This is a genomic window from Paenibacillus sp. FSL E2-0201 (assembly GCF_037963325.1).
Classification (GTDB): domain Bacteria; phylum Bacillota; class Bacilli; order Paenibacillales; family Paenibacillaceae; genus Paenibacillus_AQ.
In genome coordinates, this window is record NZ_CP150154.1 from 6,110,085 (window position 1) to 6,133,422 (window position 23,338).

33 protein-coding genes, 2 tRNA genes and 2 rRNA genes are annotated in these 23,338 nt (G+C 44.9%); 2 read left to right on the forward strand and 35 right to left on the reverse strand.

From position 1 onward, the window contains the following. Window positions 1–17 precede the first annotated feature (17 nt). The 6 genes from NSU15_RS27580 to NSU15_RS27605 form a co-directional block, all read right to left on the reverse strand. Window positions 18–93, reverse strand: a tRNA-Ala gene (locus NSU15_RS27580). A gap of 20 nt (window positions 94–113) precedes the next feature. Beyond that, window positions 114–190 (reverse strand) — tRNA-Ile (locus tag NSU15_RS27585). A 43-nt stretch (window positions 191–233) separates the two neighbouring features. Beyond that, a 5S ribosomal RNA gene (rrf, locus tag NSU15_RS27590) occupies window positions 234–350 on the reverse strand. A gap of 124 nt (window positions 351–474) precedes the next feature. Continuing rightward, window positions 475–2,032 (reverse strand): 16S ribosomal RNA (locus tag NSU15_RS27595). 356 nt (window positions 2,033–2,388) lie between these two features. After that, window positions 2,389–2,619 carry a hypothetical protein gene (locus tag NSU15_RS27600; RefSeq protein ID WP_036680631.1) on the reverse strand — a complete coding sequence of 77 codons (231 nt, stop codon included), beginning with the start codon at window positions 2,617–2,619 and terminating at the stop codon, window positions 2,389–2,391. Window positions 2,620–2,870: 251 nt separating this feature from the next. Continuing rightward, complete coding sequence (locus tag NSU15_RS27605) at window positions 2,871–3,482, reverse strand: stage II sporulation protein M (protein ID WP_339288286.1); 612 nt, start codon at window positions 3,480–3,482, stop codon at window positions 2,871–2,873. Window positions 3,483–3,590: 108 nt separating this feature from the next. Here NSU15_RS27605 and pdaB point away from each other — a divergent pair, with 108 nt between their 5' ends. After that, window positions 3,591–4,394 (forward strand): polysaccharide deacetylase family sporulation protein PdaB, encoded by an 804-nt coding sequence (gene pdaB, locus NSU15_RS27610; RefSeq protein WP_042131205.1) that lies wholly within the window; start codon window positions 3,591–3,593, stop codon window positions 4,392–4,394. Window positions 4,395–4,444: 50 nt separating this feature from the next. Here pdaB and NSU15_RS27615 read toward each other — a convergent pair whose 3' ends face one another. Both NSU15_RS27615 and NSU15_RS27620 read right to left on the reverse strand, forming a co-directional pair. After that, window positions 4,445–5,266 carry a PPK2 family polyphosphate kinase gene (locus tag NSU15_RS27615; protein WP_042131206.1) on the reverse strand — a complete coding sequence of 274 codons (822 nt, stop codon included), beginning with the start codon at window positions 5,264–5,266 and terminating at the stop codon, window positions 4,445–4,447. 271 nt (window positions 5,267–5,537) lie between these two features. Continuing rightward, window positions 5,538–6,128 (reverse strand): KinB-signaling pathway activation protein, encoded by a 591-nt coding sequence (locus tag NSU15_RS27620; protein ID WP_339291494.1) that lies wholly within the window; start codon window positions 6,126–6,128, stop codon window positions 5,538–5,540. A gap of 129 nt (window positions 6,129–6,257) precedes the next feature. On the opposite strand from NSU15_RS27620, the gene gerD reads away from it, so the two are divergent. Continuing rightward, the gene (gene gerD / locus NSU15_RS27625; protein ID WP_076121166.1) at window positions 6,258–6,929 is read left to right on the forward strand and encodes a spore germination lipoprotein GerD; all 672 of its coding nucleotides are present in this window, start codon (window positions 6,258–6,260) and stop codon (window positions 6,927–6,929) included. Window positions 6,930–6,987: 58 nt separating this feature from the next. On the opposite strand, the gene NSU15_RS27630 is transcribed toward gerD, so the two are convergent. The 27 genes from NSU15_RS27630 to rplN form a co-directional block, all read right to left on the reverse strand. Further along, on the reverse strand, window positions 6,988–8,088 hold the full coding sequence (locus tag NSU15_RS27630; RefSeq protein ID WP_076121167.1) for an Mrp/NBP35 family ATP-binding protein: 1,101 nt from the start codon (window positions 8,086–8,088) through the stop codon (window positions 6,988–6,990). Window positions 8,089–8,175: 87 nt separating this feature from the next. Next, window positions 8,176–8,919 (reverse strand): N-acetylmuramoyl-L-alanine amidase CwlD, encoded by a 744-nt coding sequence (gene cwlD / locus NSU15_RS27635; protein ID WP_042131209.1) that lies wholly within the window; start codon window positions 8,917–8,919, stop codon window positions 8,176–8,178. Between the two features lie 78 nt (window positions 8,920–8,997). After that, window positions 8,998–10,167 (reverse strand): sulfate adenylyltransferase, encoded by a 1,170-nt coding sequence (gene sat, locus NSU15_RS27640; RefSeq protein ID WP_076121168.1) that lies wholly within the window; start codon window positions 10,165–10,167, stop codon window positions 8,998–9,000. 37 nt (window positions 10,168–10,204) lie between these two features. Beyond that, the gene (locus NSU15_RS27645; RefSeq protein WP_042131211.1) at window positions 10,205–10,897 is read right to left on the reverse strand and encodes a phosphoadenylyl-sulfate reductase; all 693 of its coding nucleotides are present in this window, start codon (window positions 10,895–10,897) and stop codon (window positions 10,205–10,207) included. 237 nt (window positions 10,898–11,134) lie between these two features. Continuing rightward, on the reverse strand, window positions 11,135–11,527 hold the full coding sequence (gene rpsI / locus NSU15_RS27650; RefSeq protein ID WP_025706574.1) for a 30S ribosomal protein S9: 393 nt from the start codon (window positions 11,525–11,527) through the stop codon (window positions 11,135–11,137). A gap of 20 nt (window positions 11,528–11,547) precedes the next feature. After that, window positions 11,548–11,985, reverse strand: coding sequence for a 50S ribosomal protein L13 (rplM, locus tag NSU15_RS27655; RefSeq protein ID WP_036680589.1), 438 nt, complete (start codon window positions 11,983–11,985; stop codon window positions 11,548–11,550). Between the two features lie 217 nt (window positions 11,986–12,202). Beyond that, window positions 12,203–12,997, reverse strand: coding sequence for a tRNA pseudouridine(38-40) synthase TruA (gene truA, locus NSU15_RS27660; RefSeq protein WP_339288288.1), 795 nt, complete (start codon window positions 12,995–12,997; stop codon window positions 12,203–12,205). A 300-nt stretch (window positions 12,998–13,297) separates the two neighbouring features. Further along, complete coding sequence (gene rplQ / locus NSU15_RS27665) at window positions 13,298–13,663, reverse strand: 50S ribosomal protein L17 (RefSeq protein ID WP_019908254.1); 366 nt, start codon at window positions 13,661–13,663, stop codon at window positions 13,298–13,300. Between the two features lie 33 nt (window positions 13,664–13,696). After that, a complete protein-coding gene (locus NSU15_RS27670) occupies window positions 13,697–14,641 on the reverse strand; it encodes a DNA-directed RNA polymerase subunit alpha (RefSeq protein ID WP_036680585.1) in 945 nt (314 codons plus the stop codon). A 130-nt stretch (window positions 14,642–14,771) separates the two neighbouring features. Next, on the reverse strand, window positions 14,772–15,167 hold the full coding sequence (gene rpsK / locus NSU15_RS27675; RefSeq protein WP_019908251.1) for a 30S ribosomal protein S11: 396 nt from the start codon (window positions 15,165–15,167) through the stop codon (window positions 14,772–14,774). A 19-nt stretch (window positions 15,168–15,186) separates the two neighbouring features. After that, window positions 15,187–15,555 (reverse strand): 30S ribosomal protein S13, encoded by a 369-nt coding sequence (rpsM, locus tag NSU15_RS27680; RefSeq protein WP_036680583.1) that lies wholly within the window; start codon window positions 15,553–15,555, stop codon window positions 15,187–15,189. Window positions 15,556–15,574: 19 nt separating this feature from the next. Then, on the reverse strand, window positions 15,575–15,688 hold the full coding sequence (gene rpmJ / locus NSU15_RS27685) for a 50S ribosomal protein L36 (protein WP_003322638.1): 114 nt from the start codon (window positions 15,686–15,688) through the stop codon (window positions 15,575–15,577). A 53-nt stretch (window positions 15,689–15,741) separates the two neighbouring features. Further along, window positions 15,742–15,957 (reverse strand): translation initiation factor IF-1, encoded by a 216-nt coding sequence (gene infA / locus NSU15_RS27690; RefSeq protein WP_036652996.1) that lies wholly within the window; start codon window positions 15,955–15,957, stop codon window positions 15,742–15,744. 2 nt (window positions 15,958–15,959) lie between these two features. Beyond that, window positions 15,960–16,268 (reverse strand): KOW domain-containing RNA-binding protein, encoded by a 309-nt coding sequence (locus NSU15_RS27695; RefSeq protein ID WP_042131215.1) that lies wholly within the window; start codon window positions 16,266–16,268, stop codon window positions 15,960–15,962. An 11-nt stretch (window positions 16,269–16,279) separates the two neighbouring features. Beyond that, entirely contained in the window at window positions 16,280–17,032 is a 753-nt protein-coding gene (map, locus tag NSU15_RS27700) for a type I methionyl aminopeptidase (protein WP_042131216.1), read from the reverse strand. Window positions 17,033–17,036: 4 nt separating this feature from the next. Beyond that, window positions 17,037–17,681 (reverse strand): adenylate kinase, encoded by a 645-nt coding sequence (locus NSU15_RS27705; protein ID WP_042131217.1) that lies wholly within the window; start codon window positions 17,679–17,681, stop codon window positions 17,037–17,039. A gap of 96 nt (window positions 17,682–17,777) precedes the next feature. Then, the gene (gene secY, locus NSU15_RS27710; RefSeq protein ID WP_042131218.1) at window positions 17,778–19,076 is read right to left on the reverse strand and encodes a preprotein translocase subunit SecY; all 1,299 of its coding nucleotides are present in this window, start codon (window positions 19,074–19,076) and stop codon (window positions 17,778–17,780) included. Then, window positions 19,076–19,516, reverse strand: a complete 441-nt coding sequence (gene rplO, locus NSU15_RS27715) for a 50S ribosomal protein L15 (RefSeq protein WP_042131219.1) — start codon at window positions 19,514–19,516, stop codon at window positions 19,076–19,078. Before rplO ends, secY begins: the two co-directional genes overlap by 1 nt. 40 nt (window positions 19,517–19,556) lie before the next feature. Then, entirely contained in the window at window positions 19,557–19,742 is a 186-nt protein-coding gene (gene rpmD / locus NSU15_RS27720; RefSeq protein WP_036680567.1) for a 50S ribosomal protein L30, read from the reverse strand. Window positions 19,743–19,756: 14 nt separating this feature from the next. Then, the gene (gene rpsE / locus NSU15_RS27725) at window positions 19,757–20,254 is read right to left on the reverse strand and encodes a 30S ribosomal protein S5 (protein WP_036652980.1); all 498 of its coding nucleotides are present in this window, start codon (window positions 20,252–20,254) and stop codon (window positions 19,757–19,759) included. A 27-nt stretch (window positions 20,255–20,281) separates the two neighbouring features. Beyond that, window positions 20,282–20,650 (reverse strand): 50S ribosomal protein L18, encoded by a 369-nt coding sequence (gene rplR, locus NSU15_RS27730; protein WP_042131220.1) that lies wholly within the window; start codon window positions 20,648–20,650, stop codon window positions 20,282–20,284. An 84-nt stretch (window positions 20,651–20,734) separates the two neighbouring features. Continuing rightward, window positions 20,735–21,277 (reverse strand): 50S ribosomal protein L6, encoded by a 543-nt coding sequence (rplF, locus tag NSU15_RS27735; RefSeq protein WP_042131221.1) that lies wholly within the window; start codon window positions 21,275–21,277, stop codon window positions 20,735–20,737. 30 nt (window positions 21,278–21,307) lie between these two features. Continuing rightward, on the reverse strand, window positions 21,308–21,706 hold the full coding sequence (gene rpsH / locus NSU15_RS27740; protein ID WP_036680560.1) for a 30S ribosomal protein S8: 399 nt from the start codon (window positions 21,704–21,706) through the stop codon (window positions 21,308–21,310). 32 nt (window positions 21,707–21,738) lie between these two features. Next, on the reverse strand, window positions 21,739–21,924 hold the full coding sequence (locus tag NSU15_RS27745) for a type Z 30S ribosomal protein S14 (RefSeq protein WP_013312154.1): 186 nt from the start codon (window positions 21,922–21,924) through the stop codon (window positions 21,739–21,741). Between the two features lie 49 nt (window positions 21,925–21,973). After that, window positions 21,974–22,516: a 50S ribosomal protein L5 gene (rplE, locus tag NSU15_RS27750; protein ID WP_042131222.1), complete on the reverse strand. Its 543-nt coding sequence runs from the start codon at window positions 22,514–22,516 to the stop codon at window positions 21,974–21,976. A gap of 31 nt (window positions 22,517–22,547) precedes the next feature. Next, entirely contained in the window at window positions 22,548–22,901 is a 354-nt protein-coding gene (rplX, locus tag NSU15_RS27755; protein ID WP_076099615.1) for a 50S ribosomal protein L24, read from the reverse strand. Window positions 22,902–22,950: 49 nt separating this feature from the next. After that, window positions 22,951–23,319 carry a 50S ribosomal protein L14 gene (gene rplN / locus NSU15_RS27760; RefSeq protein WP_036680556.1) on the reverse strand — a complete coding sequence of 123 codons (369 nt, stop codon included), beginning with the start codon at window positions 23,317–23,319 and terminating at the stop codon, window positions 22,951–22,953. Window positions 23,320–23,338 lie beyond the last annotated feature (19 nt).

Here is a 23,338-nt window from a genome sequence, read left to right on the forward strand (position 1 = left end):
ATTGAATTTAAAAATTATGGTGGAGCCAAGCGGGATCGAACCGCTGACCTCCTGCTTGCAAGGCAGGCGCTCTCCCAGCTGAGCTATGGCCCCATAAAGGGATATAAGTTATATGGTGGGCCTTGGTGGACTCGAACCACCGACCTCACCCTTATCAGAGGTGCGCTCTAACCAACTGAGCTAAAAGCCCATATAACATATATAATATTGTGAATCAACCAAAGTGGTTGTTCGCTTGGCGGCGTCCTACTCTCCCAGGACCCTTCGGTCCAAGTACCATCGGCGCTGGAGGGCTTAACGGTCGTGTTCGGGATGGGTACGTGTGGAACCCCTCCGCTATCGCCACCAAACGCATATGAAAGAGACTTGCTCTTTCAAAACTGAACACGAGTGAGTGTTTGAACCCGAGGGTTCTATTATGGAAGTTTAACTTCCGATTTGAATGTCTTCATTGCAGAAGACGATTCTCCATAGAAAGGAGGTGATCCAGCCGCACCTTCCGATACGGCTACCTTGTTACGACTTCACCCCAATCATCTACCCCACCTTCGGCGGCTGGCTCCCTTGCGGGTTACCCCACCGACTTCGGGTGTTGTAAACTCTCGTGGTGTGACGGGCGGTGTGTACAAGACCCGGGAACGTATTCACCGCGGCATGCTGATCCGCGATTACTAGCAATTCCGACTTCATGCAGGCGAGTTGCAGCCTGCAATCCGAACTGAGACCGGCTTTGATGGGATTGGCTCCACCTCGCGGCTTCGCTTCCCGTTGTACCGGCCATTGTAGTACGTGTGTAGCCCAGGTCATAAGGGGCATGATGATTTGACGTCATCCCCACCTTCCTCCGGTTTGTCACCGGCAGTCACTCTAGAGTGCCCAACATTACTTGCTGGCAACTAAAGTTAAGGGTTGCGCTCGTTGCGGGACTTAACCCAACATCTCACGACACGAGCTGACGACAACCATGCACCACCTGTCTCCTCTGTCCCGAAGGCCGCTGCTATCTCTAGCAGATTCAGAGGGATGTCAAGACCTGGTAAGGTTCTTCGCGTTGCTTCGAATTAAACCACATACTCCACTGCTTGTGCGGGTCCCCGTCAATTCCTTTGAGTTTCAGTCTTGCGACCGTACTCCCCAGGCGGAGTGCTTACTGTGTTAACTTCGGCACCAAGGGTATCGAAACCCCTAACACCTAGCACTCATCGTTTACGGCGTGGACTACCAGGGTATCTAATCCTGTTTGCTCCCCACGCTTTCGCGCCTCAGCGTCAGTTACAGCCCAGAAAGTCGCCTTCGCCACTGGTGTTCCTCCACATATCTACGCATTTCACCGCTACACGTGGAATTCCACTTTCCTCTTCTGTACTCAAGTCACCCAGTTTCCAGTGCGACCTTAGGTTGAGCCCAAGGTTTAAACACCAGACTTAAATGACCGCCTGCGCGCGCTTTACGCCCAATAATTCCGGACAACGCTTGCCCCCTACGTATTACCGCGGCTGCTGGCACGTAGTTAGCCGGGGCTTTCTTCTCAGGTACCGTCACTCCGGTAGCAGTTACTCTACCGGACGTTCTTCCCTGGCAACAGAGCTTTACGATCCGAAAACCTTCATCACTCACGCGGCGTTGCTCCGTCAGACTTTCGTCCATTGCGGAAGATTCCCTACTGCTGCCTCCCGTAGGAGTCTGGGCCGTGTCTCAGTCCCAGTGTGGCCGTTCACCCTCTCAGGTCGGCTACGCATCGTCGCCTTGGTGGGCCGTTACCCCACCAACTAGCTAATGCGCCGCAGGCCCATCCCTCAGTGACAGATTGCTCCGTCTTTCATTCTTTCTTCAGGAGAAAAAAGAAATTATCCGGTATTAGCTACCGTTTCCGGTAGTTATCCCAGTCTAAGGGGCAGGTTGCCTACGTGTTACTCACCCGTCCGCCGCTAAGTTATTTTGAAAGCAAGCTTTCAAAATAACTCCGCTCGACTTGCATGTATTAGGCACGCCGCCAGCGTTCGTCCTGAGCCAGGATCAAACTCTCCAATTAGTATTGAAAAGAGCGATATGCTCATTTTGAAACATCTGACGAGAAAATTAATTCTCTAATTTGGATTTCACTTTCGTGATTTCCCACTCACTCGTTGTTCAGTTTTCAAAGATCAACGTCTCTCATTTCGTCGTCGTTGTTTGTCAGCGGCGACCTTTATAATATATCACAGTGTTTCGTTGTTTGGCAAGTCTTTTTTTGAAAAAGTTTTTTTCAATTTTTCTTGCCTTCCGCTTCCCTTTTACACAAGCAAAAGGAGCGCGAGATATAATTTATCATGAGCACTCCTTTTTAGTCAAGCTATTTTATTAAAAAATCTTAAATCCATATAAAACTCTTGCATTTACCACCTATCCTCAGTGTTTATACTGAGATGAACGTCCGCCCCACGCATACTTGGAAAGCTCTTTCTGAGGAGCAAAACGAGCATACATCCGAAATACAGTCTTATATCTATTGGCGATGGCATGCCTGATATTTTGGTCCAAGCGCTGATCACTCAAATCTAACAGCATCTCATCGAGTTCTTTCCGCAAAACATAATCCAGTTCCTTGCATTCTTTTTCGTTAAACAACATTCCCAACATATGCTTGGCCTCCTTCATGAAGTTGCAAGTAACACATTCACTAAAACCATAAACCCCTTGTACATAATTAGTTAGTCCATCTCATGGAGAAAGCTGCCTTAAGTCCTCTTACACTAGATTAACCGGAGTACTCTTTTTATAACCATAATTAATAAAAATTCCCTTTATGGTTACGTCGCGATTATATACCTCTGTCCTTTAGGCAATCCTTGGAGGAATAGCTTTAATGTTATGCTCCAATCTTGGAAGTTTTATGATAAAAGCGAAAAAGTTATTGTGCTTTCAATGATGGCTGCAACAAATAGCAGGATTACAGTCCATATAGATGCCGTGAGTGTTTGACGCATAAAGAAAGACCAATCTGCCCCTCTCTCCATTTTCCTAGTGAAAGAACTAAATATACTTGAGAGTACTTTCCCGCCGAACTGCAGTCCAAATGCACAAGCAATAATGATCGCCGGAATCTCTATAATCCCGTGTGGCAGCAGTCCTTTTACAATAAGCTCGAACAAATCCTGTCCTTGCAGTGCTGATAAATGAATCAGATAGCCGATAACCGCTCCGTTAATAAATAAGAATATGGCTGGCAGTATACCGAACAATGCCCCTAAAAATATGATAAGAACACCCTTGATGCTGTTATTTAAAAATATAAATACAAAGAAGCTCCATTGCGGATTAGAAGAATCTCTAAGGTTGCCACTGATTTCACTGAGCCCCTCTAATTGCTGAACCAATAGCTTTTCCAGACTGCTGGTAGCTACCCACCCTATAACCGCTCCTACTGCGAAGAGCAGACAGGATAGCAATAAAGCCTTCCGGATCGTTTTTAGATCTTTAATAAACGTGAAGAACGACAACATAAATACCCTCCTGAAATTGTGATCTCTGTTTCTTAGGTCATAACCGTGCGGTACGAGCATACATTTAGAACAAACAAGCATTTCGCATGGGAGAGGAGCGCTGTCATTATGAATTCTTTTTATGTATTCAGCGGCAAAAAGATTAAACGATTCATCTATATTTTCGCCGCTGTGCTTCTTGCTGCTGGAGTTGTATACGTCGAGAGGGGAAACATAACCGTTTTTTCTGAATCCGGACCTTCCGCGATCTACAGTGTACCAACAGAGAAGAAGCTGATTGCCCTGACCTTCGATATTAGCTGGGGGGAGAAAAGACCTGAGCCGATTTTGAAGGTACTTGAAGACAAGAAAGTGGACAAAGCCACCTTCTTCCTGTCTTCACCATGGAGTAAGACTCACCCGGACATTGTAACTAACATCAAGAATGCAGGTTTTGAAATTGGAAGTCATGGTCATAAACACGTCAATTACAGCACATTAAGCAACGAAGAAATTCGCACACAGATCTCAACGGCTCACACCGTACTTACCGAATTAACCGGCACTGAGCCCAATTTGATTCGTATGCCTAATGGGGATTTTGACAAAAGAGTCCTTCAGGTTGCCAGCGATCTCGGTTACAAGGTCATTCAATGGGATACAGACTCTCTGGACTGGAAGAATATCGGCGTAGACAATATCGTTAAGCGTGTAACGACAAAAGCGCATCCAGGTGATATCGTCCTTCTACATGCCAGTGATTCCTGCAAACAAACACATGAAGCACTTCCACTCATTATCGACGAGCTCCGCAGACAAGGTTATGAATTCGTTACCGTCTCTGAGCTGATTAGTCAAAGCAATACCGAAGGTAAAGAAGTTCGCGACTCAGCTTCACTTAGTAATGCCTTAGAGGACGCGGCTGGACTGTAAAATACATTTCAATCTCTGGTGCCGTAATGGATGTTGATTCGTCCAAAGGATTAATGACGTGGAGAAATGAGTTCCGATATGTCGGGTGTGGGGGTATTCAGCTTCGGATAGCTCAGATCCAGACTCTCCAGCGTCTTTACTACGATGGATAAGGTCAAATAGTTGCGGTACCATTGATGATTGGCGGGTATCCAGTACCAGGGTGCTTTATCTATGCTAGTTTCCTTAAAAACATCTTCATATGCTTCTTGGTAATCATCCCAATACTCCCGCTCCTGGAGATCACTTGCATCGAATTTCCAGTGTTTTTTAGGATCTTCAAGTCTTTCCTTGATTTTCTTTAACTGCTTCTCTTTAGAAATGTGCAGAAAAAGCTTGATAATTGTCGTCCCCTCTTCCACCAGCATTTCCTCAAACTGGCGTATGTAACGAAAACGGCGCTTTAGGTCATCCTTTTTCAACCCTCCATGTACCCGCGGTACCAATACATCTTCATAGTGCGAACGATTAAATGCAGAGATGTAGCCCTTAGGGGGAGTTTTCTGATGTACCCTCCATAGGAAATCATGAGCCTCTTCCTCAAGAGAGGGTTTCTTGAAGCTGGTAACTATGAAGCCTTGTGGATTGATGCCTGAAAAAATATGCTTAACCGTTCCATCCTTACCGCTAGAATCCATTCCTTGCAGAATTACAAGCAGCGAATGCTTTTTCTGAGCAAACAAAATATCTTGTAGCTCTGCCAAACGTGCTTTAAGCTCTTCTGTTTTGGCTTCTGCTTCTTTTTTGGATTTAAAAATACCTATATCGTCCGGATCCAGCTTGTTAAGCCGGATTTCTTTTGTGTCTTTTATCATATAGCGCTTGATGTCCATATATTCCCCTCCTAAAAGTTTTGTGAGCGTTACTACACTTGTGTTACTTCGTACAAAACTCACTTCGGAAGCATCTACTAAGTTTTGTAAAGCATATACATCATTGAGGAGCTTCGTACAAAACTCACTTCGAAAGCATTTTCTTAGGTTATGTGTTCTTTAAGATTAACCTCCTTAATCAGATTTTAATCGTTTAGATATAGTAAGAGCAAAAAACCCCGTCTTCTGAAATCAGAGCACGGGGTTCATTGTTTAGTGCTTTCCCCATTCATTATCCGGCTGCCGGCCTCAGAATACGGTGAAGCATCAAAATTTGGAATGCATTACAAGCGATAAGCGGAACAACAATAAATACCGTCGCACTATCAACACCTATACGGAGCACACCAATAACTTCCACAATTGAAATAGCTGTCATAAAAAAGAGGGTTGGAATCAAAGCTGAGATGTTTGTACTTTTTACTTTGAAATAAGACACAATAATAGCTGCTAACAAAATAAAGATTCCTAATATTAGATCAGACATAACATTTCTTTCCCCGCCAACGACGGTACGCAGAAAAATCAGTTCAAGCAATGCGAGCACAGAAAGCACTAGTTGTATGTATTTCCAAACCTTTTGAGGAAAAACGCCGTTGCCCATATAATTCAAAATCAAATAGGCAAAAAAACCAAGTTGCGAATAAACGCTTACAAGCATACCGTAGCCAAGCAGAATCAGCGGGTATAAAAAGAAATCCCCGACACTTTTGAAATCAATTTTACCATTCACGAATTGCAGTGCCAGACCTGCGATTACAGCTCCGCCCGCTCCTATAAGGAGGGTAGTCCAAAATAAATGAAACCATTTTTTTATACTCAGCCAATTCACCTCCTCTTGTCAGATTTATTTTACCAAGGATACCGACAAAACACCATTACACTCACAACATAAATGTGCTCTAATGCGGCATAATACATCTGGAGAATCCTATAAAGGAGGGCAGCGCCAATGAAATGGAGATTTATCGGTTCTGTGGGTTTGGCTTTGGGCTTTGTTATGGCCTTAACGGCTTGCGGAGGTGAGCAGAGCAGTTCTTCTTCCGGACAAGGCAGTTATAAAGAAACGAAGACCATGGTTTTAGATATATTGAAAAGCGATGAAGGTAAAAAAGCGGTTGAGGAATCATTATCAAGCTCCAGCTCTGGCGGCACCAGTGGAATGAGCATGAAGATGATGCCGCTTCAAACAACAGAGGAAATCAAAACCGCTGTAAAGGATACTCTCACTGCGCCGGAATATCAGAAGGAAATCGAGAAAATAATGACTGATCCCAAGTTCGCGGGTGATTTTGCTAAAGCCATTCAATCGCAAAGCAAGGAGCTACACCTTCAGCTAATTAAAGATCCCACTTACCAGAAATCAGTCGAAGAAATTATGAAATCCCCAGAGATGATGACGATGTTTTTAAATCTCACCAAAACACCTGATTACCGAAAACAATCGATGAAGACTATGCAGGAATCCATGCAAACCCCATTATTCCGTATGGAAGTATTGAATTTACTTAAAAAAGTTGTGCAAGAAGAACTCGAACCAAAGGAGAAAAAAGATAAAGCCAGCGAAGGTGCCGACAAACAGGAAAGCAGTGGCGGCGGTAGCGGCGATGATTCAAGTTCATAAAAAAGAGGCCTCATCCCACTAATAAAGTGTGGGACGGCCTCTTTTTCATGCACAAAAATTAGTGCTCGTATTTTGCAATGATTTTATCAGCGATATCGGCAAATATCAGTCCTGTCGATGTCTCTTCTTTGTATACAGATGGTGAGAAATCGGATTCGGAAATATGGTTGTCTGGTGCACCTAGCGGCACTTGAGCAAGCAGCTCCGTATGAAGCGTCTCGGCAAGCCTTGCTCCTCCGCCTCTGCCAAAGATATAATCTTTCTTACCGCAGTCAGTACACTCATAATAAGCCATGTTCTCAATGACTCCAATAATCTCATGATCTGTCTGTAGAGCCATAGAGCCCGCTCTAGCCGCCACAAACGCAGCTGTAGCATGAGGTGTCGTCACTATGATCTCTTTGCTGTGAGGCAGCATCTGATGCACGTCAAGCGCTACATCACCTGTACCTGGGGGAAGATCAAGCAGCATATAATCAAGTTCCCCCCAACCGACATCATTGAAGAACTGGCGAAGCATTTTACCAAGCATAGGCCCCCGCCAAATCACTGGACTATTCTCACGGATAAAGAAGCCCATAGACATGACCTTCACTCCGAAACGTTCCACAGGAATAATCGTTCCTTCTTCAACAACCGGCCCCTCTTCAATCCCCATCATATCAGGAATGCTGAAACCATAAATATCGGCATCGATTAGACCTACTTTTTTTCCTTTTCTTGCTAGGGATACGGCCAAATTCACTGTTACAGTGGATTTACCAACTCCACCTTTACCGCTGGCCACGGCGATAAAGTTCACACCAGAACTCTCGCTAATTAATTCATGGTCATCAAGGCCGGCAGCATGTCCTTTAAGTTTCCCAGGTTCATCAACTTCCTCTGCACTCTCTCCGCGAAGGATAGCACGTTCATAATCGGTTGCATCACGAAGCCGGATATGTACATTTGAAGCCCCACCCGCTTCAAGCAATTCACGAACCTGTTGTTCTAGATCCATGCGACTTTGCTCTTCAGGATTCAGACATACGATTGATAAAGAAATACGATCTTCTTTAATCATAATGTCACGGATCAGCTGTAGTTCCACAAGGCTTTTTCCAGTTTCCGAGTCTGTTAATGGCTGCAGTATTTCCTGAATTTGTTCCTTAGTCAGCATGGAAAGCACCTCTGTTTCCTTTCCGGTTAAGAAATTCTCCGGAGTTTTTGTCTATTATAACATTACCTGTCTCCCCATGAGTAGTCCTTACTGCTCGGAGGCGTACCGAAGAATGCCGCGATAAATGCTAGTCGCTACCTTCCGCTGGTAGACATCATTTCCGAGTAGAGCGGATTCCTGGGGGTGTGATAAGAAGCCGACTTCTACAAGCACCGCTGGTATTTTTAATGCTTTTAGCAGATATACAGTATTCACTGTCTTCGCCACACGATCGGTATTCTCTAGCGTAGTCTTCAGCTCACTCTGCACAAACTCCGCAATTGCTTTATTATCCTTATGATTGGGGTAGTAAAAGGTCTGCGCTCCGCTCCAACGATTCGAAGGGACACTGTTCATGTGAACGCTTATAAAAAGGTCTGCGCCTTTCTCTTCGATGCTTCTTACCCTTTGTTTAAGATCTTCCGTCTTGCGCTTAGAATAGCCCTTAGTGCCTTCCAGAGCCAAATCGTAATCCCCCTCACGAGTCATTACTACAATAGCCCCAGCCTGTTGCAGATAATCACGCAAATACAGCGATACCGCGAGATTAATATCTTTCTCAATTAGCCCTTCCCGGCTAACCGCTCCTCCATCAGCTCCACCATGTCCCGCATCGAGAGCAATAACTTTTCCTGACAAGGGCAGACTCCAATAATTTAGTGTTTTAGCGGTAGGCATGTCATACGCTATAATTCCGATCATTATAGCCAGCAGTGTAGCACCAAGCATACTTTTTTTGATACTGCTCCATGAAATCCAGACCGAGACTTTATTCTGCTTTCGGCCAGACATAACAAAGACCCCCTCGTCCCGATAGATAATACTCATCTATATGGGACAAGAAGGTCAAATAGTACTAGCTGACAGTGATTAAGCTGTAACTTCTTGAGTCATACCTTCAATCAGAATCTGCGCAACCTCAGGCCGCGTAAATTCTGGGGGAGGACATTGGCCGTCACGGAGCAAAGCCCGTACTTTCGTACCCGACAATGTCATATGATCATCGCTAGGATGAGGGCAAGTTTTACTAGAAGCCATATTTCCGCATTTTTTACAGAAGAAGCTGTGTTCAAAAAATAATGGAGTTATATCAAGCTCCTCAGCACTAAAATTCGAGAAAATTTCCTGTGCCTCGTAAGTTCCGTAGTAATCCCCTACGCCCGCATGGTCACGACCCACGATGAAGTGGGTACAGCCGTAATTTTTGCGAACCATGGCATGGAAAATTGCTTCCCTAGGACCTGCATAACGCATTGCCGCTGGAAAAACACCAAGGAAGGTGCGATCCTCAGGATAATAATTCTCCAAAAGCGCCAGGTAGCTCTTCATCCGCACATTTGCCGGTACATCATCCGATTTCGTCTCACCCACAAGTGGATTTAGAAATAGAGCGTCTACAACCTCCATAGCGCACTTTTGAATGTATTCATGAGCTCGATGAACCGGATTACGTGTTTGGAACCCTACAACCGTTCTCCAGCCCTTATCAGCAAATATTTTCCGCGTATCCGCAGGATCAAAATAAAACTCACTGAACTTCTCAGGCTGTGGTCGATTCAAGACTGTAATCGGTCCTCCAACATAAGTCGAAGGACGAGCCAGCAACTTACTCACTCCAGGATGTTCAGGATCTGTTGTTTTGAAGACATTTTGTGCTTCAATCGTTTGATCAACAGTATAAATACTTTCAATATCCAATAAACCGTAAATCTCGCCATCTTCTTCACCGATTAGAGATACTTTATCCCCAATTGTTAATCCGGCAGCCACATCATCTTCTACAGCCAGTGTTATTGGAATGCTCCACACAGTGCCATCTGCTAAACGCATGCTTTTTACCACTGAAAGATAGTCTTGCTCATTTAAAAAGCCAGTTAGTGGGGAAAACGCACCTACAGCGATAAGATCCAAATCGGATAAAGTCCAGGTATTCAAGGCAATTGCCTTGTTGTCACGTGCGAGATTTAGCAATTCTTCTCTTTCAGTTCCCTCTACTACACGGTTAACCAAAGTTCCGCCATGCGGACGTATTGAAGTCATCTTAGTCTCTCCTTCTATGTTCCCACAGGGATATGTCTTATTTGTGCAAACCGCATTCTGTCTTTTCTGATCCAGACCAACGGCCAGCACGCGGATCTTCACCTGGCATAACCTGACGAGTACATTGTTCACAGCCGATACTTGGATAGTTACGGTCGTGTAGAGGGTTATAGATTACGTCATTTTCACGAATATAGTTCCATACATCTTCTGAAGTCCAATCCGCAATAGGATTAAACTTTACTAAACCAAATTTATAATCATACTCAACCTTTTTAGCATTTGCGCGGGTAGGTGCTTGGTCACGGCGAATTCCAGTAATCCAAGCCTCATATTGAGATAATATACGAGTCAGCGGTTCAACTTTACGAATTCCACAACATTGGTTAGGATCAACAGTCCATAACGCATCACCGTATTGAAGTGCTTGCTCCTGCGTTGTGAGTTGTGGAGACACACGTACAAACTCTAATCCGTATTTGTCTGCCATTAAATCTCTGGTTTCGTAGGTTTCCTTAAAATGATAATCTGTATCGAGATAAAAGACGTCGGTTGATGGACTAACTTTGTGAAGCATATCAACAAGCACTACATCTTCGGCACCAAAGCTGCAGGCAAAAGTAATGTTAGGAAATGTTTCAACAGCCCAGCGGATAATTTCCTCGGGTGAAGCACTCTCTAATTCTTCGGCCTTTATTCTGATCAAATCTTCTTTCTCAAGCAGGTTCATTAAGGTATTCCTCCATCCAAAATATTAATCGTATGAATAAATGAGGTAAAAGAAGTAATAAAACCAACTATTTCTATATGAAATAGTATATAACTTTTACGGAGGAAGTCAATGAATTTCACCGCTCAGAATTAGTAAATGAATGCAAAAAAAGCCCATTTTTTATTCAAAAGGGGCTTCATAGTAAAAAATAAAACCCTCGACCATAGAGGCCAAGGGTTGAATTCTTGATAAATATTAACGTTTCGAGAACTGAGGCGCACGACGTGCAGCCTTCAAGCCGTATTTCTTACGTTCCTTCATACGAGGGTCACGAGTCAAGAAACCAGCTTTCTTCAATGCACCGCGATATTCAGGGTCAACTTTAAGCAATGCACGGGAGATACCGTGACGAATTGCTCCAGCTTGACCAGAAATGCCGCCACCATGTGCAAGAACGATTACATCGTAGTTGCCCAGTGTTTCAGTCAGGTTCAAAGGTTGTTTTACGATCATTTTCAGTGTTTCAACACCGAAATATTCGTCCATCTCACGTTTGTTAATGACAATGCGTCCTTCACCCGGTACAAGGCGAACACGTGCTACCGAATGTTTACGACGACCTGTCCCATAGTATTGTACTTGTGCCATGAAACTGTCCTCCTCTATTCTTATCCGCGAAGTTCGTAAACTTCAGGTTTTTGTGCTGCATGTGGATGCTCGGCGCCTGCATATACTTTCAATCTCAGCTTCATGTGGTCCCCTTGACGAGTCTTAGGAATCATACCATGAACAGCGAATTCAATTACGCGTTCTGGTTTAGTGTTCAGCAGAGTTTCAGCATTAGTAACTTTCAAGCCACCTGGGTGCATCGAGTGACGGTAGTATTTCTTGTTTTGCAATTTCTTACCGGTCAAGTGAATTTTCTCAGCGTTGATTACGATAACGAAATCTCCTGTGTCAACGTGTGGAGTGAATTGCGGTTTGTGTTTGCCACGGATCAAAGCAGCGGCTTCGCTGGCCAAACGACCGAGTGTTTTGCCTTCGGCATCAATAATGTGCCAATTGCGTTCAACTTCGTTCGGCTTCGCCATATAGGTGGTACGCATGAATGTTTCCTCCTTGTTCTCGTACGAAAATCTTCTGTTTCGTATATCTTGTTTCTCATTGAATTACAATTATGTGAGTTAAGCAAAGCATTTTTTTGGCATTTCCTTGATCGGGGCTGTGGGATAGCCATCAAGAAAACACAACTTTTATATTACAGTATAAACATAACAAGTGCAAGTGATTTTTAAACATTCAACCTATTATTTAGGAAGAAATTTATAGAAAAAAAGATTCACTTTCGGTCTCATCATATTCTACACTCCACAAAGCCAACCCCTTGGCAATAGCTGTTGGACCAGCAGCTGAACGATCACATGCCGCCAATATACCAGCAACATGATCAGCATCTATTTTACCTTCCCCCACATGGATCAAAGTCCCCATAATAATGCGAACCATATGTTGAAGAAATCCACTACCCGTTATATAAGTTTGGATCACTCCCTGATCTAATGAAGAGGGTCGGCACATACTGCGGTCTACTTCCATATGAGCTTCAAAGATCGTTCGTACATGAGAGGTCTTAGTAGACCTCCGAGAAGCAAACGAAGTGAAGTCATGTGTCCCTAAAATATGCGTTAAGCCTTGCTGCATCGCAGGAATATCCAACTGCACCGGATGGTGAAGCTGCCAGCGCCGTTGAAACGGATCTGGAAACCTGTTGCCGTTAATCGTGTATCGGTAAGTTTTACGCTTAGCTCCTCTACGAGAGTGAAACGTCAGCGGTACTTCCCTAGCCTCAGTAACCACGATATCTTGTGGCAGCCGGGCATTAAGCGCCAGACACCAACGTTCAAGCGGGATTCGAGAGGAGGTCGTAAAGTTAAAAGGCTGACCATAGGCATGTACTCCGGCATCTGTACGACCAGAAGCTGTAATCTTAAGCTCCTCACCCGTCAGATGGAGTATCGCTTGCTCCAGCCGATCCTGAATCGTATTGCCCTGAGGCTGGGTCTGAAAGCCATCATAATTTGTTCCGTCATAATTGACCTTCATCAATAGATTACGCATTCCGTTCTCCTTTATAAACCGTTCAGCAGAAACGTCGATCGAAGCACTGTCTGATCTTATTCACGAGGAAGAAATGGCTTTGCCGTCCCTAGAAGGACGGCATCCATTAACACTTCACTCCATTATTTCAAAAAAAAGAGCCCCTGCGGGAGCTCCTTCAATTGAACCAAGGTGATTCCCACGGTTATTAGTACAGCAGAGTCTTGCGCCTCTGCAGCACAATAACGCTGATATTTCCCCCATCTTTACTCCAAAGAGGGCCGGATGAAAGGGAAGCATCGGAAATCAATACTTGTGATACTACGCGCGGTCTACCAATTCAAGATAAACCATAGGCGCAGCGTCGCCACGACGAGGTCCTAGTTTCAGGATACGAGTGTATCCACCTGGACGCTCCGTGTAACGAGGAGCAATGTCAGAGAACAATTTTTGAATTGCATCTTGTTCACCATCAACAGTCTCGCGGCGAACAAATGCAGCTACTTGACGACGAGCATGAAGATCGCCTTTTTTAGCTTTAGTGATCAACTTTTCAGCGATAGAACGAACTTCTTTCGCTTTAGCTTCCGTTGTTTGGATGCGCTCGTATAAAAATAGATCCGTTACCATGTCGCGAAATAACGCTTTACGCGCACTGGAATCACGGCCCAATTTTTGGTATGCCATGTGTTTTCCCTCCTTTACTGTAGCAATCTGTAGCTATTCTTCTGTACGGAGTCCCAAACCAAGTTCCTCAAGCTTCTCCTGAACTTCTTCCAAAGATTTACGACCAAGGTTACGCACCTTCATCATATCTTCTTCAGTCTTCGTGGTAAGCTCTTGTACGGTATTAATACCAGCACGTTTGAGGCAGTTGTAGGAGCGGACAGAAAGATCAAGCTCTTCGATTGTCATCTCAAGCACTTTTTCTTTTTTGTCTTCTTCTTTTTCAACCATAATTTCGGCGTCTTTCGCTTCGTCCGTAAGACCTACGAACAGTACGAGGTGCTCGTTCAAAATTTTGGCTCCGAGGCTTACAGCCTCTTCCGGTCTAATACTGCCATCTGTCCAAATTTCAAGCGTCAATTTGTCGTAGTTAGTCACTTGACCAACACGTGTATTGTCTATGCCGTAGTTAACGCGTGAAATAGGAGTGTAGATGGAGTCAACCGGGATAACGCCAATTGGCTGATCGTCGCGTTTGTTCCGGTCCGCTTGGACGTAGCCGCGACCACGGCCTGCAAAAATACGCATGTGAAGTCTCGCACCAGGTCCCAGCGTTGCAATGTGAAGATCCGGATTCAGGATCTCAACATCGCTGTCCGCACGGATATCACCTGCGGTAACGATGCCTTCCCCTTCGGCATCAATCTCAAACACTTTTTCCTCGTCTGAATGAATCTTCAAGGACAAGGCTTTAAGGTTTAGAATGATCTCCGTCACATCTTCCATTACGCCTGGAACGGTCGAGAACTCATGCAGAACGCCGTCAATTTGGACCGAAGTCACTGCGGCTCCTGGAAGCGAAGAAAGCAATATCCGGCGAAGTGAATTCCCCAGAGTCGTGCCATACCCACGTTCCAACGGTTCAACTACGAATTTCCCATAGGTACCTTCATCATTAGCTTCTACGGTCTCAATCTTCGGCTTTTCGATTTCTATCACGAGTTTACCCCTCCTTCAACGTCGCTCCTATATGAAACTGTCACCCCATCAGGTGCATCATGTAGTATGCCTAAACACCTATTATTAGCAGATGCGTCAGAATTATACCACATTTACAATACTGATTTCACTATACGCGACGACGTTTCGGCGGACGGCATCCATTGTGAGGAACCGGAGTTACGTCTTTAATAAGGTTAACTTCAAGCCCTGCAGCTTGAAGGGAACGGATGGCTGCTTCGCGGCCCGCGCCCGGTCCTTTAACCATAACCTCAACCGATTTCATGCCGTGCTCCATAGCTGCTTTAGCTGCTGATTCAGCTGCCATTTGCGCTGCGAATGGAGTCGACTTACGGGAACCTTTAAATCCTTGGCCGCCGGAGCTTGCCCAGGAAATTGCATTTCCGTGTGGATCTGTGATGGTAACGATGGTGTTGTTGAACGTGGAACGAATATGTGCCACGCCGGATTCGATATTTTTACGGTCGCGACGTTTAGTACGTACGACTTTTTTCGGTTTAGCCATTGTCTCTTATCCCCCCTTATTATTTCTTCTTGTTTGCTACCGTACGACGCGGGCCTTTCCGGGTACGGGCATTGGTTTTAGTACGTTGACCGCGAACAGGCAATCCACGACGGTGACGAACACCGCGGTAACAGCCGATCTCAGTTAGACGTTTAATATTCAAGGAAATTTCACGACGCAGGTCACCTTCAACCTTAACCGTTTTGTCGATCGTTTCACGCAGTTTGCTGACTTCATCTTCCGTCAAATCACGGACACGTGTATTAGCGCTAATGCCTGTTTCATTAAGAATTTTCTGAGAAGTCGTTTTACCGATTCCGAAAATATAAGTCAAGGCGATCTCAACGCGTTTGTCACGTGGCAAATCCACTCCAGCTATACGAGCCATTTTACGCTACACCCCCTTCTTAACCTTGTTTTTGTTTGTGTTTCGGATTTTCGCAAATCACCATAACAGTCCCTTTGCGGCGGATTACTTTACATTTCTCGCAAATGGGCTTTACAGAAGGTCTTACCTTCATGTTAATTACCTCCTCAAAGTTTTGCGAAGCAAAACTTTTTTCGTAGTTCCCATCTATTTACGGTAAGTTATACGACCTTTTGATAAATCATAAGGCGATAACTGCACGACCACTTTGTCTCCGGTCAAAATACGGATAAAGTGCATCCGCAGTTTACCGGATACATGGGCAAGTATTTGATGACCGTTCTCAAGCTCAACCTTAAACGTTGCATTTGGCAACGGTTCAAGGACAGTACCTTCTACTTCAATGACATCTTCCTTAGCCACAGTTAGTCTCCTTTCTCATCAGCACTTATTCCGGTGGGTCCAGCATACTTCATGACTGCGTAACGCAGCTTTCCGTTTGTTACCCGGCCAGTTTCTTCCAAACTGTTCACAACCTCACTGCTGATGAAGGGTATGAGCTCAAGATGAAGAATATTCTTCTTCTTTGGCCCATCAAACTTACGTTTGTCTCCATCTGCAATGTATACAAATCTGCTATCAACAACTGCGATAACAACGGCTGCCTCTCCGGCATCTTTGCCTTTGAGAATTCTCACTAATTGACCAACCTGCGGGCTGCTCACAGTATTCAAGAGGAGATCACCTACGCATTCAGTTTTGTGAAAATTTCCATGCCGTCCGGAGTAACTGCTACTGTATGCTCAAAGTGGGCACATAGTGAGCCATCAACCGTAACGACAGTCCAGTTATCTTCCAGCGTTCTGACATGTCTCTTCCCTACGTTTACCATCGGCTCAATCGCGAGTACCATACCCGGTTTCAGACGTGGTCCGCGGTCCGCTATGCCATAATTCGGAATTTGCGGTTCTTCATGCAGTTTTGCCCCAATGCCATGACCAACATACTCGCGTACGACTGAGAAACCAGCCTCTTCGATGTATTGTTGAATAGCATGGGAGATTGTAAACAAGCGCACATCCGGCTTGACTAACGCCAGTCCCGCGTACAAGGAGCCTTCCGTAACGTCCAGCAAACGCTGAGCTTCTTCGGAAATGCTGCCCACACCGTAGGTCCAGGCGGAATCACCGTGATAACCGCGGTATTCTGCACCGATATCCAGCGTTACTATATCGCCTTCGATCAGTTTGCGTTTACCTGGAAATCCATGCACTAATTGTTCGTTGACTGAAGCGCAAATGCTGGCAGGAAAACCGTTGTAGCCTTTGAAAGACGGCACAGCACCTTGACTGCGAATGTATTGATCGGCGATTCTGTCGAGCTCCCCCGTTGTAATGCCAGGCTCAATGGCTTCAGCAATTAGACGGTGACTCTCGGCAACAATACGACCAGCTTCCCTCATAAAGGCAAGTTCCTGTTCGGATTTACAAATGATCATTACATTAACCCCGCAATAAAGATACGATTTCAGAAGAAACGACATTGATTTCGTTTTCTCCATTTACCTGACGCAAAAGACCTTTATTATCATAAAACGCAAGCAGCGGCGCTGTCTTATTATCATACTCATCCAGACGCTTGCCTACACTTTCTTCGTTGTCATCCGGACGTTGATACAATTCACCGCCATCAATGTCGCAAATGCCATCTTGCTTCGGCGGGTTGAAGATTAAATGGTAGGATGCTCCGCAAACTGTACAAATGCGACGTCCAGTAAGACGTGCCATCAGTAGTCCACGGTCAACATTCAAGTTGATGACATGATCCAAAGAAGTGTTCAAACGGCTAAGAATTTCATCCAGCGCTTCCGCTTGCGAAAGAGTTCTTGGAAAACCATCCAATAGAAATCCTTTTTCGCAATCGGACTGCTGAAGCCGTTCTTCAACTATGCCAATGGTCACATCATCTGGTACAAGCAAACCTTGATCAATAAAGGATTTGGCCTTCAATCCAACTGGAGTCTCTTGTTTGATAGCCAAACGGAAAGCGTCTCCTGTCGAAATATGAGGAATTCCAAATTCTTTAATGATTTCAGCTGCTTGTGTTCCCTTGCCTGCCCCAGGAGGGCCCATGAATAATATGTTCACGATTTCTCTCTCCCCCCAAAAGTTCGCCACCAAGCAAGAAACAGCACAATAGGTGCCGGGAAGAATAAAATCTTAAGCTTCACCGGAACCTATCGCCTATTTATTGATGAAGCCTTTGTAATGGCGTTTGATCAATTGGCTCTCGATCTGCTTCATAGTATCCAATGCCACACCGATTACGATTAGCAGTGAAGTACCGCCAATTCGAACTTCTTTAGGCAATCCAGATAAAGCACCGAAGAACATCGGCAATACAGAGATCAAAGCCAGGAACAATGCGCCGGACATAGTCAGACGAGACATTACTCTAGTCAAATACTTCTCAGTAGCTTTACCAGGACGGATACCTGGAATGTAACCACCATTCTTCTTCATGTTATCAGCCATCTGTTGAGGATTCATCTGCACGAACGTATAGAAGAACGTGAACCCGATGATCATCACTACATACAGAAGCATACCAAGTGGTGCATCAGTTGCCAAATACTTAGCAATCCATTGAGCCCAGGCATGTGTTGACCAGAAACTGGAGAGAACAACTGGGAACTGAAGCAGTGATACGGCGAAGATAACCGGAATTACACCAGCCGCATTAATTTTCAGCGGAATGTGCGTATTCTGTCCACCGTACATCTTGTTGCCGACTACGCGTTTAGCGTATTGAACAGGAATCTTCCGAATACCTTGCTGTACGAAGATAACTGCTGTAATAATCGCTACAATCACAATCAGCACAATAACGACTTTAAGAATATTCAGGAACACTTGATCCGGCTGAATAAAGCTTGAGTTAGCCGTACTCGTGATATATCCCGGGATAGCGGCGACGATTCCCGCAAAAATCAGGATCGAAATCCCGTTCCCGATTCCCTTTTCGGTAATCTGTTCACCAAGCCACATCAGGAAAGAAGTACCAGCCGTCAAGATAATGGCAACCAGTAAGTAGTCAGCAAATGTCGCATTCGGCATCATTTGAGTTCCATAAATCCGGTTAAACCCTATCGACGTAGCAAAACCTTGGATCAGGGCCAAAATCACAGTACCATAACGAGTGATTTGCGCCAGTTGTTTTTTACCGTGCTCCCCTTGTTTAGCCCATTCAGCAAACTTAGGAACAACATCCATCGACAGCAATTGCACGATGATGGATGCTGTAATGTACGGATAAATACTGATCGCAAATATCGAGAAGTTTTTGAGCGCTCCGCCCGAGAAGGTGTTCAAAAGTCCCATCAAAGCGTCACCGCTCTGATTTGCTGTTTCCAGTACATCTTTGTTCACACCAGGAACCGGTACAAACGAACCGATACGGTAGATAATCAGAATGAACAAGGTAAACAGGATCTTTTTGCGCAAATCTTCCACATGCCAGATATTCTTAAGCGTCTTGAACATTAGATCACCTCGGTTTTACCGCCGGCAGCCTCGATTTTCTCTACCGCAGATTGAGAGAACTTATTTGCTTGTACAGTCAATTTAACGGTTAACTCACCATTGCCGAGAATCTTAATGCCGCTTTTGGAATTCTTGACAACACCAGTTTCAAGCAACAACTGCGGAGTCACTTCAGTTCCTTCTGCAAAGCTATTCAGATCTTCAAGGTTCACAATCGCGTACTCTTTACGGGTAGGATTAATGAAACCACGTTTAGGCAGACGACGATAGAGTGGATTTTGTCCACCCTCGAAGCCCGGACGAACACCACCGCCAGAACGTGAGTTTTGACCTTTGTGACCGCGACCGGAAGTTTTACCATTTCCGCTACTTGGACCACGACCAACGCGATTGCGTTCTTTTCGTGAACCTGGAGCCGGAGCAAGTTCATGTAACTTCATCGTTTGCACCTCCTTATGTTTGTTAATTTATGCGAGGCGTTTAGCCTTCAATTTCAGTTACAGATAGCAAGTGACTCACTTTATTGATCATTCCGCGAATTGCAGGACTGTCATTGTGAACCACTGTCGTGTTGAGTTTACGTAGGCCGAGCGTCTTAACAGTAACACGTTGTGTTTCTGGACGTCCGATTACACTACGTACGAGGGTAATTTGCAATTTTGCCATTGACGTTCCCCTCCTTAACCGCGCAATTCTTCGACAGATTTGCCGCGAAGTTTCGCGACCTCTTCAATGCGTTTCAGACGGGATAGTCCCTCCAAAGTTGCATTGACCATATTCATGGAATTCGAAGAACCCAGTGATTTTGTCAAAATGTCGCCAACGCCTGCCAATTCCAATACTGCACGAACTGGACCGCCAGCGATAACGCCAGTACCCTCTGATGCTGGTTTCAGCAACACACGTCCTGCGCCGAAGTGGCCAGTAACGAGATGGGGAATCGAAGTTCCTACGATTGGAATGTGAATCAGGTTTTTCTTGGCGTCTTCAATGCCTTTACGGATGGCATCCGGAACTTCGCCGGCTTTACCGATACCAGCACCGACGTAGCCATTGCCATCGCCCACAACAACGAGTGCACTAAAGCTGAAACGGCGTCCGCCTTTTACAACTTTTGCTACACGGTTAATGTGTACAACTCTTTCTGTCAGTTCTAAACTGTTCGGATCTACACGCAAGTCGTTAACCTCCTTTTAAGAATTATTCTAGAATTCAAGACCAGCTTCACGAGCTGCGTCAGCCAATGCTTGAATCCGTCCATGGTACAAGTAACCTCCGCGGTCGAATACGACCACTGCATAGCCTTTTTCTTTAGCGCGCTCAGCGACCAATTGGCCAACTTTTGCTGCAGCTTCAACGCTGCCGCCATTACCGATATTAGCGCTCAATTCTTTATCAAGAGTAGAAGCGGATACGATAGTAACCCCTTTAACATCATCGATCAGTTGAGCGTAGATGTGTTTCGAAGAACGGAACACGTTCAAACGTGGACGCTCAGTAGTACCCTGGATCTTTTTACGAACACGCAGGTGTCTTTTGAGACGAGCCTTGTTTTTATCTTCTTTTGTAATCATGACTTCCCTTTCACTCCCTTCAGTTTGCCGTAAACAGCTTCACTTTAAGATGCACGGGGTATCTTACAATTAAGTTTAAACTGGTTATTTCTTCTTACCAGCTTTACCTTCTTTGCGGATGATACGCTCGCCTTCATATTTGATACCTTTACCTTTATACGGTTCTGGTTCACGAACGGAACGAATTTTAGCAGCGTATGCGCCAACGCGTTCTTTATCGATACCTTTAACGATGATCTTCGTGTTCGCAGGAACTTCGAACTCGATACCTGCTTCCGGTGTAATTTCAACCGGATGGGAGTAACCAACGTTCAGAACGATTTTATCTCCGGATTTGCTTGCACGATATCCGACCCCAACCAATTCCAGAGATTTCGAGAAACCTTCAGTCACGCCTGCTACCATGTTGCTGACAACGGAGCGGGTTGTGCCGTGAAGTGAACGATGCAATTTGTTATCCGACGGACGAACAACGGTAATTTCGTTATTTTCAACTGTAACCTTCATGTCTTTATGAAGCTCACGAGTCAAAGAACCTTTTGGACCTTTTACTGTAATAACGGCGTTGTCCAAAGTGACATCTACACCGCTAGGTACTGCGATTGGTTTACGACCAATACGAGACATGTGTTGCACCTCCTTATCTTGTGACGTTTATTACCAAATGTAGCAGACAACTTCTCCGCCAGATTTTGATTGACGAGCTTCTTTGTCGGTCATAACTCCCTTAGATGTGGAGATAATCGCGATTCCAAGACCACCGAGTACACGAGGCACTTCATTGCTCTTCGTGTATACGCGAAGGCCTGGTTTACTGATTCTTTTCAAACCAGAAATAACACGCTCTTGGTTAGGGCCGTATTTCAAGAAGATACGGATAATCCCTTGTTTGCTATCTTCAACGAATTCCGCATCGCGGATGAAACCTTCACGCTTCAAAATGTCAGCGATTTGTTTCTTCATAGTAGAAGCAGGCATTTCTACCGTTTCGTGACGCACAATGTTAGCGTTACGAATACGAGTAAGCATATCTGCAATAGGATCAGACATAGTCATGTGTGTAAACCTCCTTCCCGTTTATAAACTTCTTACCAACTTGCTTTTTTCACGCCAGGGATCTGGCCTTTATAAGCTAATTCACGGAAACAAATTCTGCAAATTTTGAACTTTTGCAGTACCGAATGTGGACGACCACAACGTTCGCAACGTGTATATGCACGTACTTTAAACTTAGGCGTACGTTGTTGTTTAACTTTCATCGAAGTTTTTGCCACTTAGCCTGACACCTCCTAAACATTTTCGGAGAAAATGGATTAACCGACTTTATTTTGCGAAAGGCATTCCCAGCTGACCCAGCAGCTCGCGGGATTCCTCGTCCGTCTTAGCAGTAGTTACAATAACGATGTCCATACCGCGGACTTTATCCACTTTGTCATATTCGATCTCCGGGAAGATCAATTGTTCTTTAAGACCAAGTGTGTAGTTACCACGGCCGTCAAAGGCTTTAGTGGAAACACCACGGAAGTCACGTACGCGTGGAAGCGTTACGTTGAACAATTTGTCCAAGAAGTAATACATACGCTCACCGCGTAGTGTTACTTTAACCCCAATCGGCATATTTTCGCGTAGTTTGAAACCAGCGATGGATTTTTTAGCTTTAGTGATTACTGGTTTTTGACCAGCGATCAACTGCATGTCATTAACTGCAGCATCAAGTACTTTGGAGTTTTGAACAGCGTCACCCACACCCATGTTGATGACAACCTTCTCGATCTTAGGCACTTGCATAACAGTTGTATAGTTAAACTTCTGCATCAAAGCAGGTGTTATTTCATTGAGATAACGTTCTTTCATTCTTGCTGCCATGAAGATTTAACCTCCTTTCTTTAGGGCTAGATTAGTCGATAATCTCTCCGGATCTTTTTGCAATCCGAACTTTTTTACCGTTGTCCAATACTTTGTAACCGATACGTGTTACTTTGCCGGTCTTCGGATCGATGTGCATTACGTTGGACACATGAATCGAAGCTTCCTGCTCAATAATTCCACCCTGTGGATTCAGCTGGTTCGGCTTTTGGTGTTTCTTCACCATATTGACGCCTTCTACCAGAACGCGGTTTTCACGAGGATAAGCAGCGATGACACGGCCTTTTTTGCCTTTGTCTTTACCACTAATCACAAGCACCACATCATCTTTCTTCACGTGCAGTTTATTGTTATGGGATTCCAGAACTTTTTTCACTCTAGGCATTTATTACACCTCCTATAACTAACCTTCAACTTATTGGTGCTCGTGTTTATTAGATTACTTCCGGTGCCAAGGAAACGATCTTCATGTAGTCTTTATCGCGAAGTTCGCGAGCAACTGGTCCAAAGATACGTGTTCCACGAGGGCTTCTGTCGTCTTTAACAACAACAGCTGCATTTTCGTCGAATGCGATGTAAGATCCATCTTTACGACGAACGGAACGTTTCGTACGAACAACTACCGCTCTAACAACATCACCTTTTTTGACAACGCCGCCTGGTGTTGCTTGTTTTACGGAACAAACGATCAAATCACCGATTGCTGCTGTACGGCGTCCAGTACCACCCAGTACGCGGATACACATCAGTTCCTTCGCACCAGAGTTGTCAGCCACATGCAAACGTGTAAATGGTTGAATCATTATAATTTCCTCCTTCCGG

Bases quoted from the DNA above. Each gene is read 5' to 3' on its own strand.
- rplF (WP_042131221.1), bottom strand. From the start codon at position 21,277: ATGTCTCGTATTGGTCGTAAACCAATCGCAGTACCTAGCGGTGTAGAT.
- cwlD (WP_042131209.1), bottom strand. From the start codon at position 8,919: ATGTCTGGCCGAAAGCAGAATAAAGTCTCGGTCTGGATTTCATGGAGC.
- gerD (WP_076121166.1), top strand. From the start codon at position 6,258: ATGAAATGGAGATTTATCGGTTCTGTGGGTTTGGCTTTGGGCTTTGTT.
- rpmJ (WP_003322638.1), bottom strand. From the start codon at position 15,688: ATGAAGGTAAGACCTTCTGTAAAGCCCATTTGCGAGAAATGTAAAGTA.
- rpsH (WP_036680560.1), bottom strand. From the start codon at position 21,706: ATGACTATGTCTGATCCTATTGCAGATATGCTTACTCGTATTCGTAAC.
- rplO (WP_042131219.1), bottom strand. From the start codon at position 19,516: ATGAAGTTACATGAACTTGCTCCGGCTCCAGGTTCACGAAAAGAACGC.
- rpsK (WP_019908251.1), bottom strand. From the start codon at position 15,167: ATGGCTAAACCGAAAAAAGTCGTACGTACTAAACGTCGCGACCGTAAA.
- sat (WP_076121168.1), bottom strand. From the start codon at position 10,167: ATGACTTCAATACGTCCGCATGGCGGAACTTTGGTTAACCGTGTAGTA.
- truA (WP_339288288.1), bottom strand. From the start codon at position 12,997: ATGCGTAATCTATTGATGAAGGTCAATTATGACGGAACAAATTATGAT.
- NSU15_RS27615 (WP_042131206.1), bottom strand. From the start codon at position 5,266: ATGGACATCAAGCGCTATATGATAAAAGACACAAAAGAAATCCGGCTT.
- rplN (WP_036680556.1), bottom strand. From the start codon at position 23,319: ATGATTCAACCATTTACACGTTTGCATGTGGCTGACAACTCTGGTGCG.
- rplR (WP_042131220.1), bottom strand. From the start codon at position 20,650: ATGATTACAAAAGAAGATAAAAACAAGGCTCGTCTCAAAAGACACCTG.
- map (WP_042131216.1), bottom strand. From the start codon at position 17,032: ATGATCATTTGTAAATCCGAACAGGAACTTGCCTTTATGAGGGAAGCT.
- rpsM (WP_036680583.1), bottom strand. From the start codon at position 15,555: ATGGCTCGTATAGCTGGAGTGGATTTGCCACGTGACAAACGCGTTGAG.
- NSU15_RS27600 (WP_036680631.1), bottom strand. From the start codon at position 2,619: ATGTTGGGAATGTTGTTTAACGAAAAAGAATGCAAGGAACTGGATTAT.
- NSU15_RS27605 (WP_339288286.1), bottom strand. From the start codon at position 3,482: ATGTTGTCGTTCTTCACGTTTATTAAAGATCTAAAAACGATCCGGAAG.
- rplQ (WP_019908254.1), bottom strand. From the start codon at position 13,663: ATGGCATACCAAAAATTGGGCCGTGATTCCAGTGCGCGTAAAGCGTTA.
- rplM (WP_036680589.1), bottom strand. From the start codon at position 11,985: ATGCGTACCACCTATATGGCGAAGCCGAACGAAGTTGAACGCAATTGG.
- NSU15_RS27630 (WP_076121167.1), bottom strand. From the start codon at position 8,088: ATGCTGACTAAGGAACAAATTCAGGAAATACTGCAGCCATTAACAGAC.
- rpsI (WP_025706574.1), bottom strand. From the start codon at position 11,527: ATGGCACAAGTACAATACTATGGGACAGGTCGTCGTAAACATTCGGTA.
- rplX (WP_076099615.1), bottom strand. From the start codon at position 22,901: ATGCCTAGAGTGAAAAAAGTTCTGGAATCCCATAACAATAAACTGCAC.
- pdaB (WP_042131205.1), top strand. From the start codon at position 3,591: ATGAATTCTTTTTATGTATTCAGCGGCAAAAAGATTAAACGATTCATC.
- secY (WP_042131218.1), bottom strand. From the start codon at position 19,076: ATGTTCAAGACGCTTAAGAATATCTGGCATGTGGAAGATTTGCGCAAA.
- rpmD (WP_036680567.1), bottom strand. From the start codon at position 19,742: ATGGCAAAATTGCAAATTACCCTCGTACGTAGTGTAATCGGACGTCCA.
- NSU15_RS27645 (WP_042131211.1), bottom strand. From the start codon at position 10,897: ATGAACCTGCTTGAGAAAGAAGATTTGATCAGAATAAAGGCCGAAGAA.
- rplE (WP_042131222.1), bottom strand. From the start codon at position 22,516: ATGGCAGCAAGAATGAAAGAACGTTATCTCAATGAAATAACACCTGCT.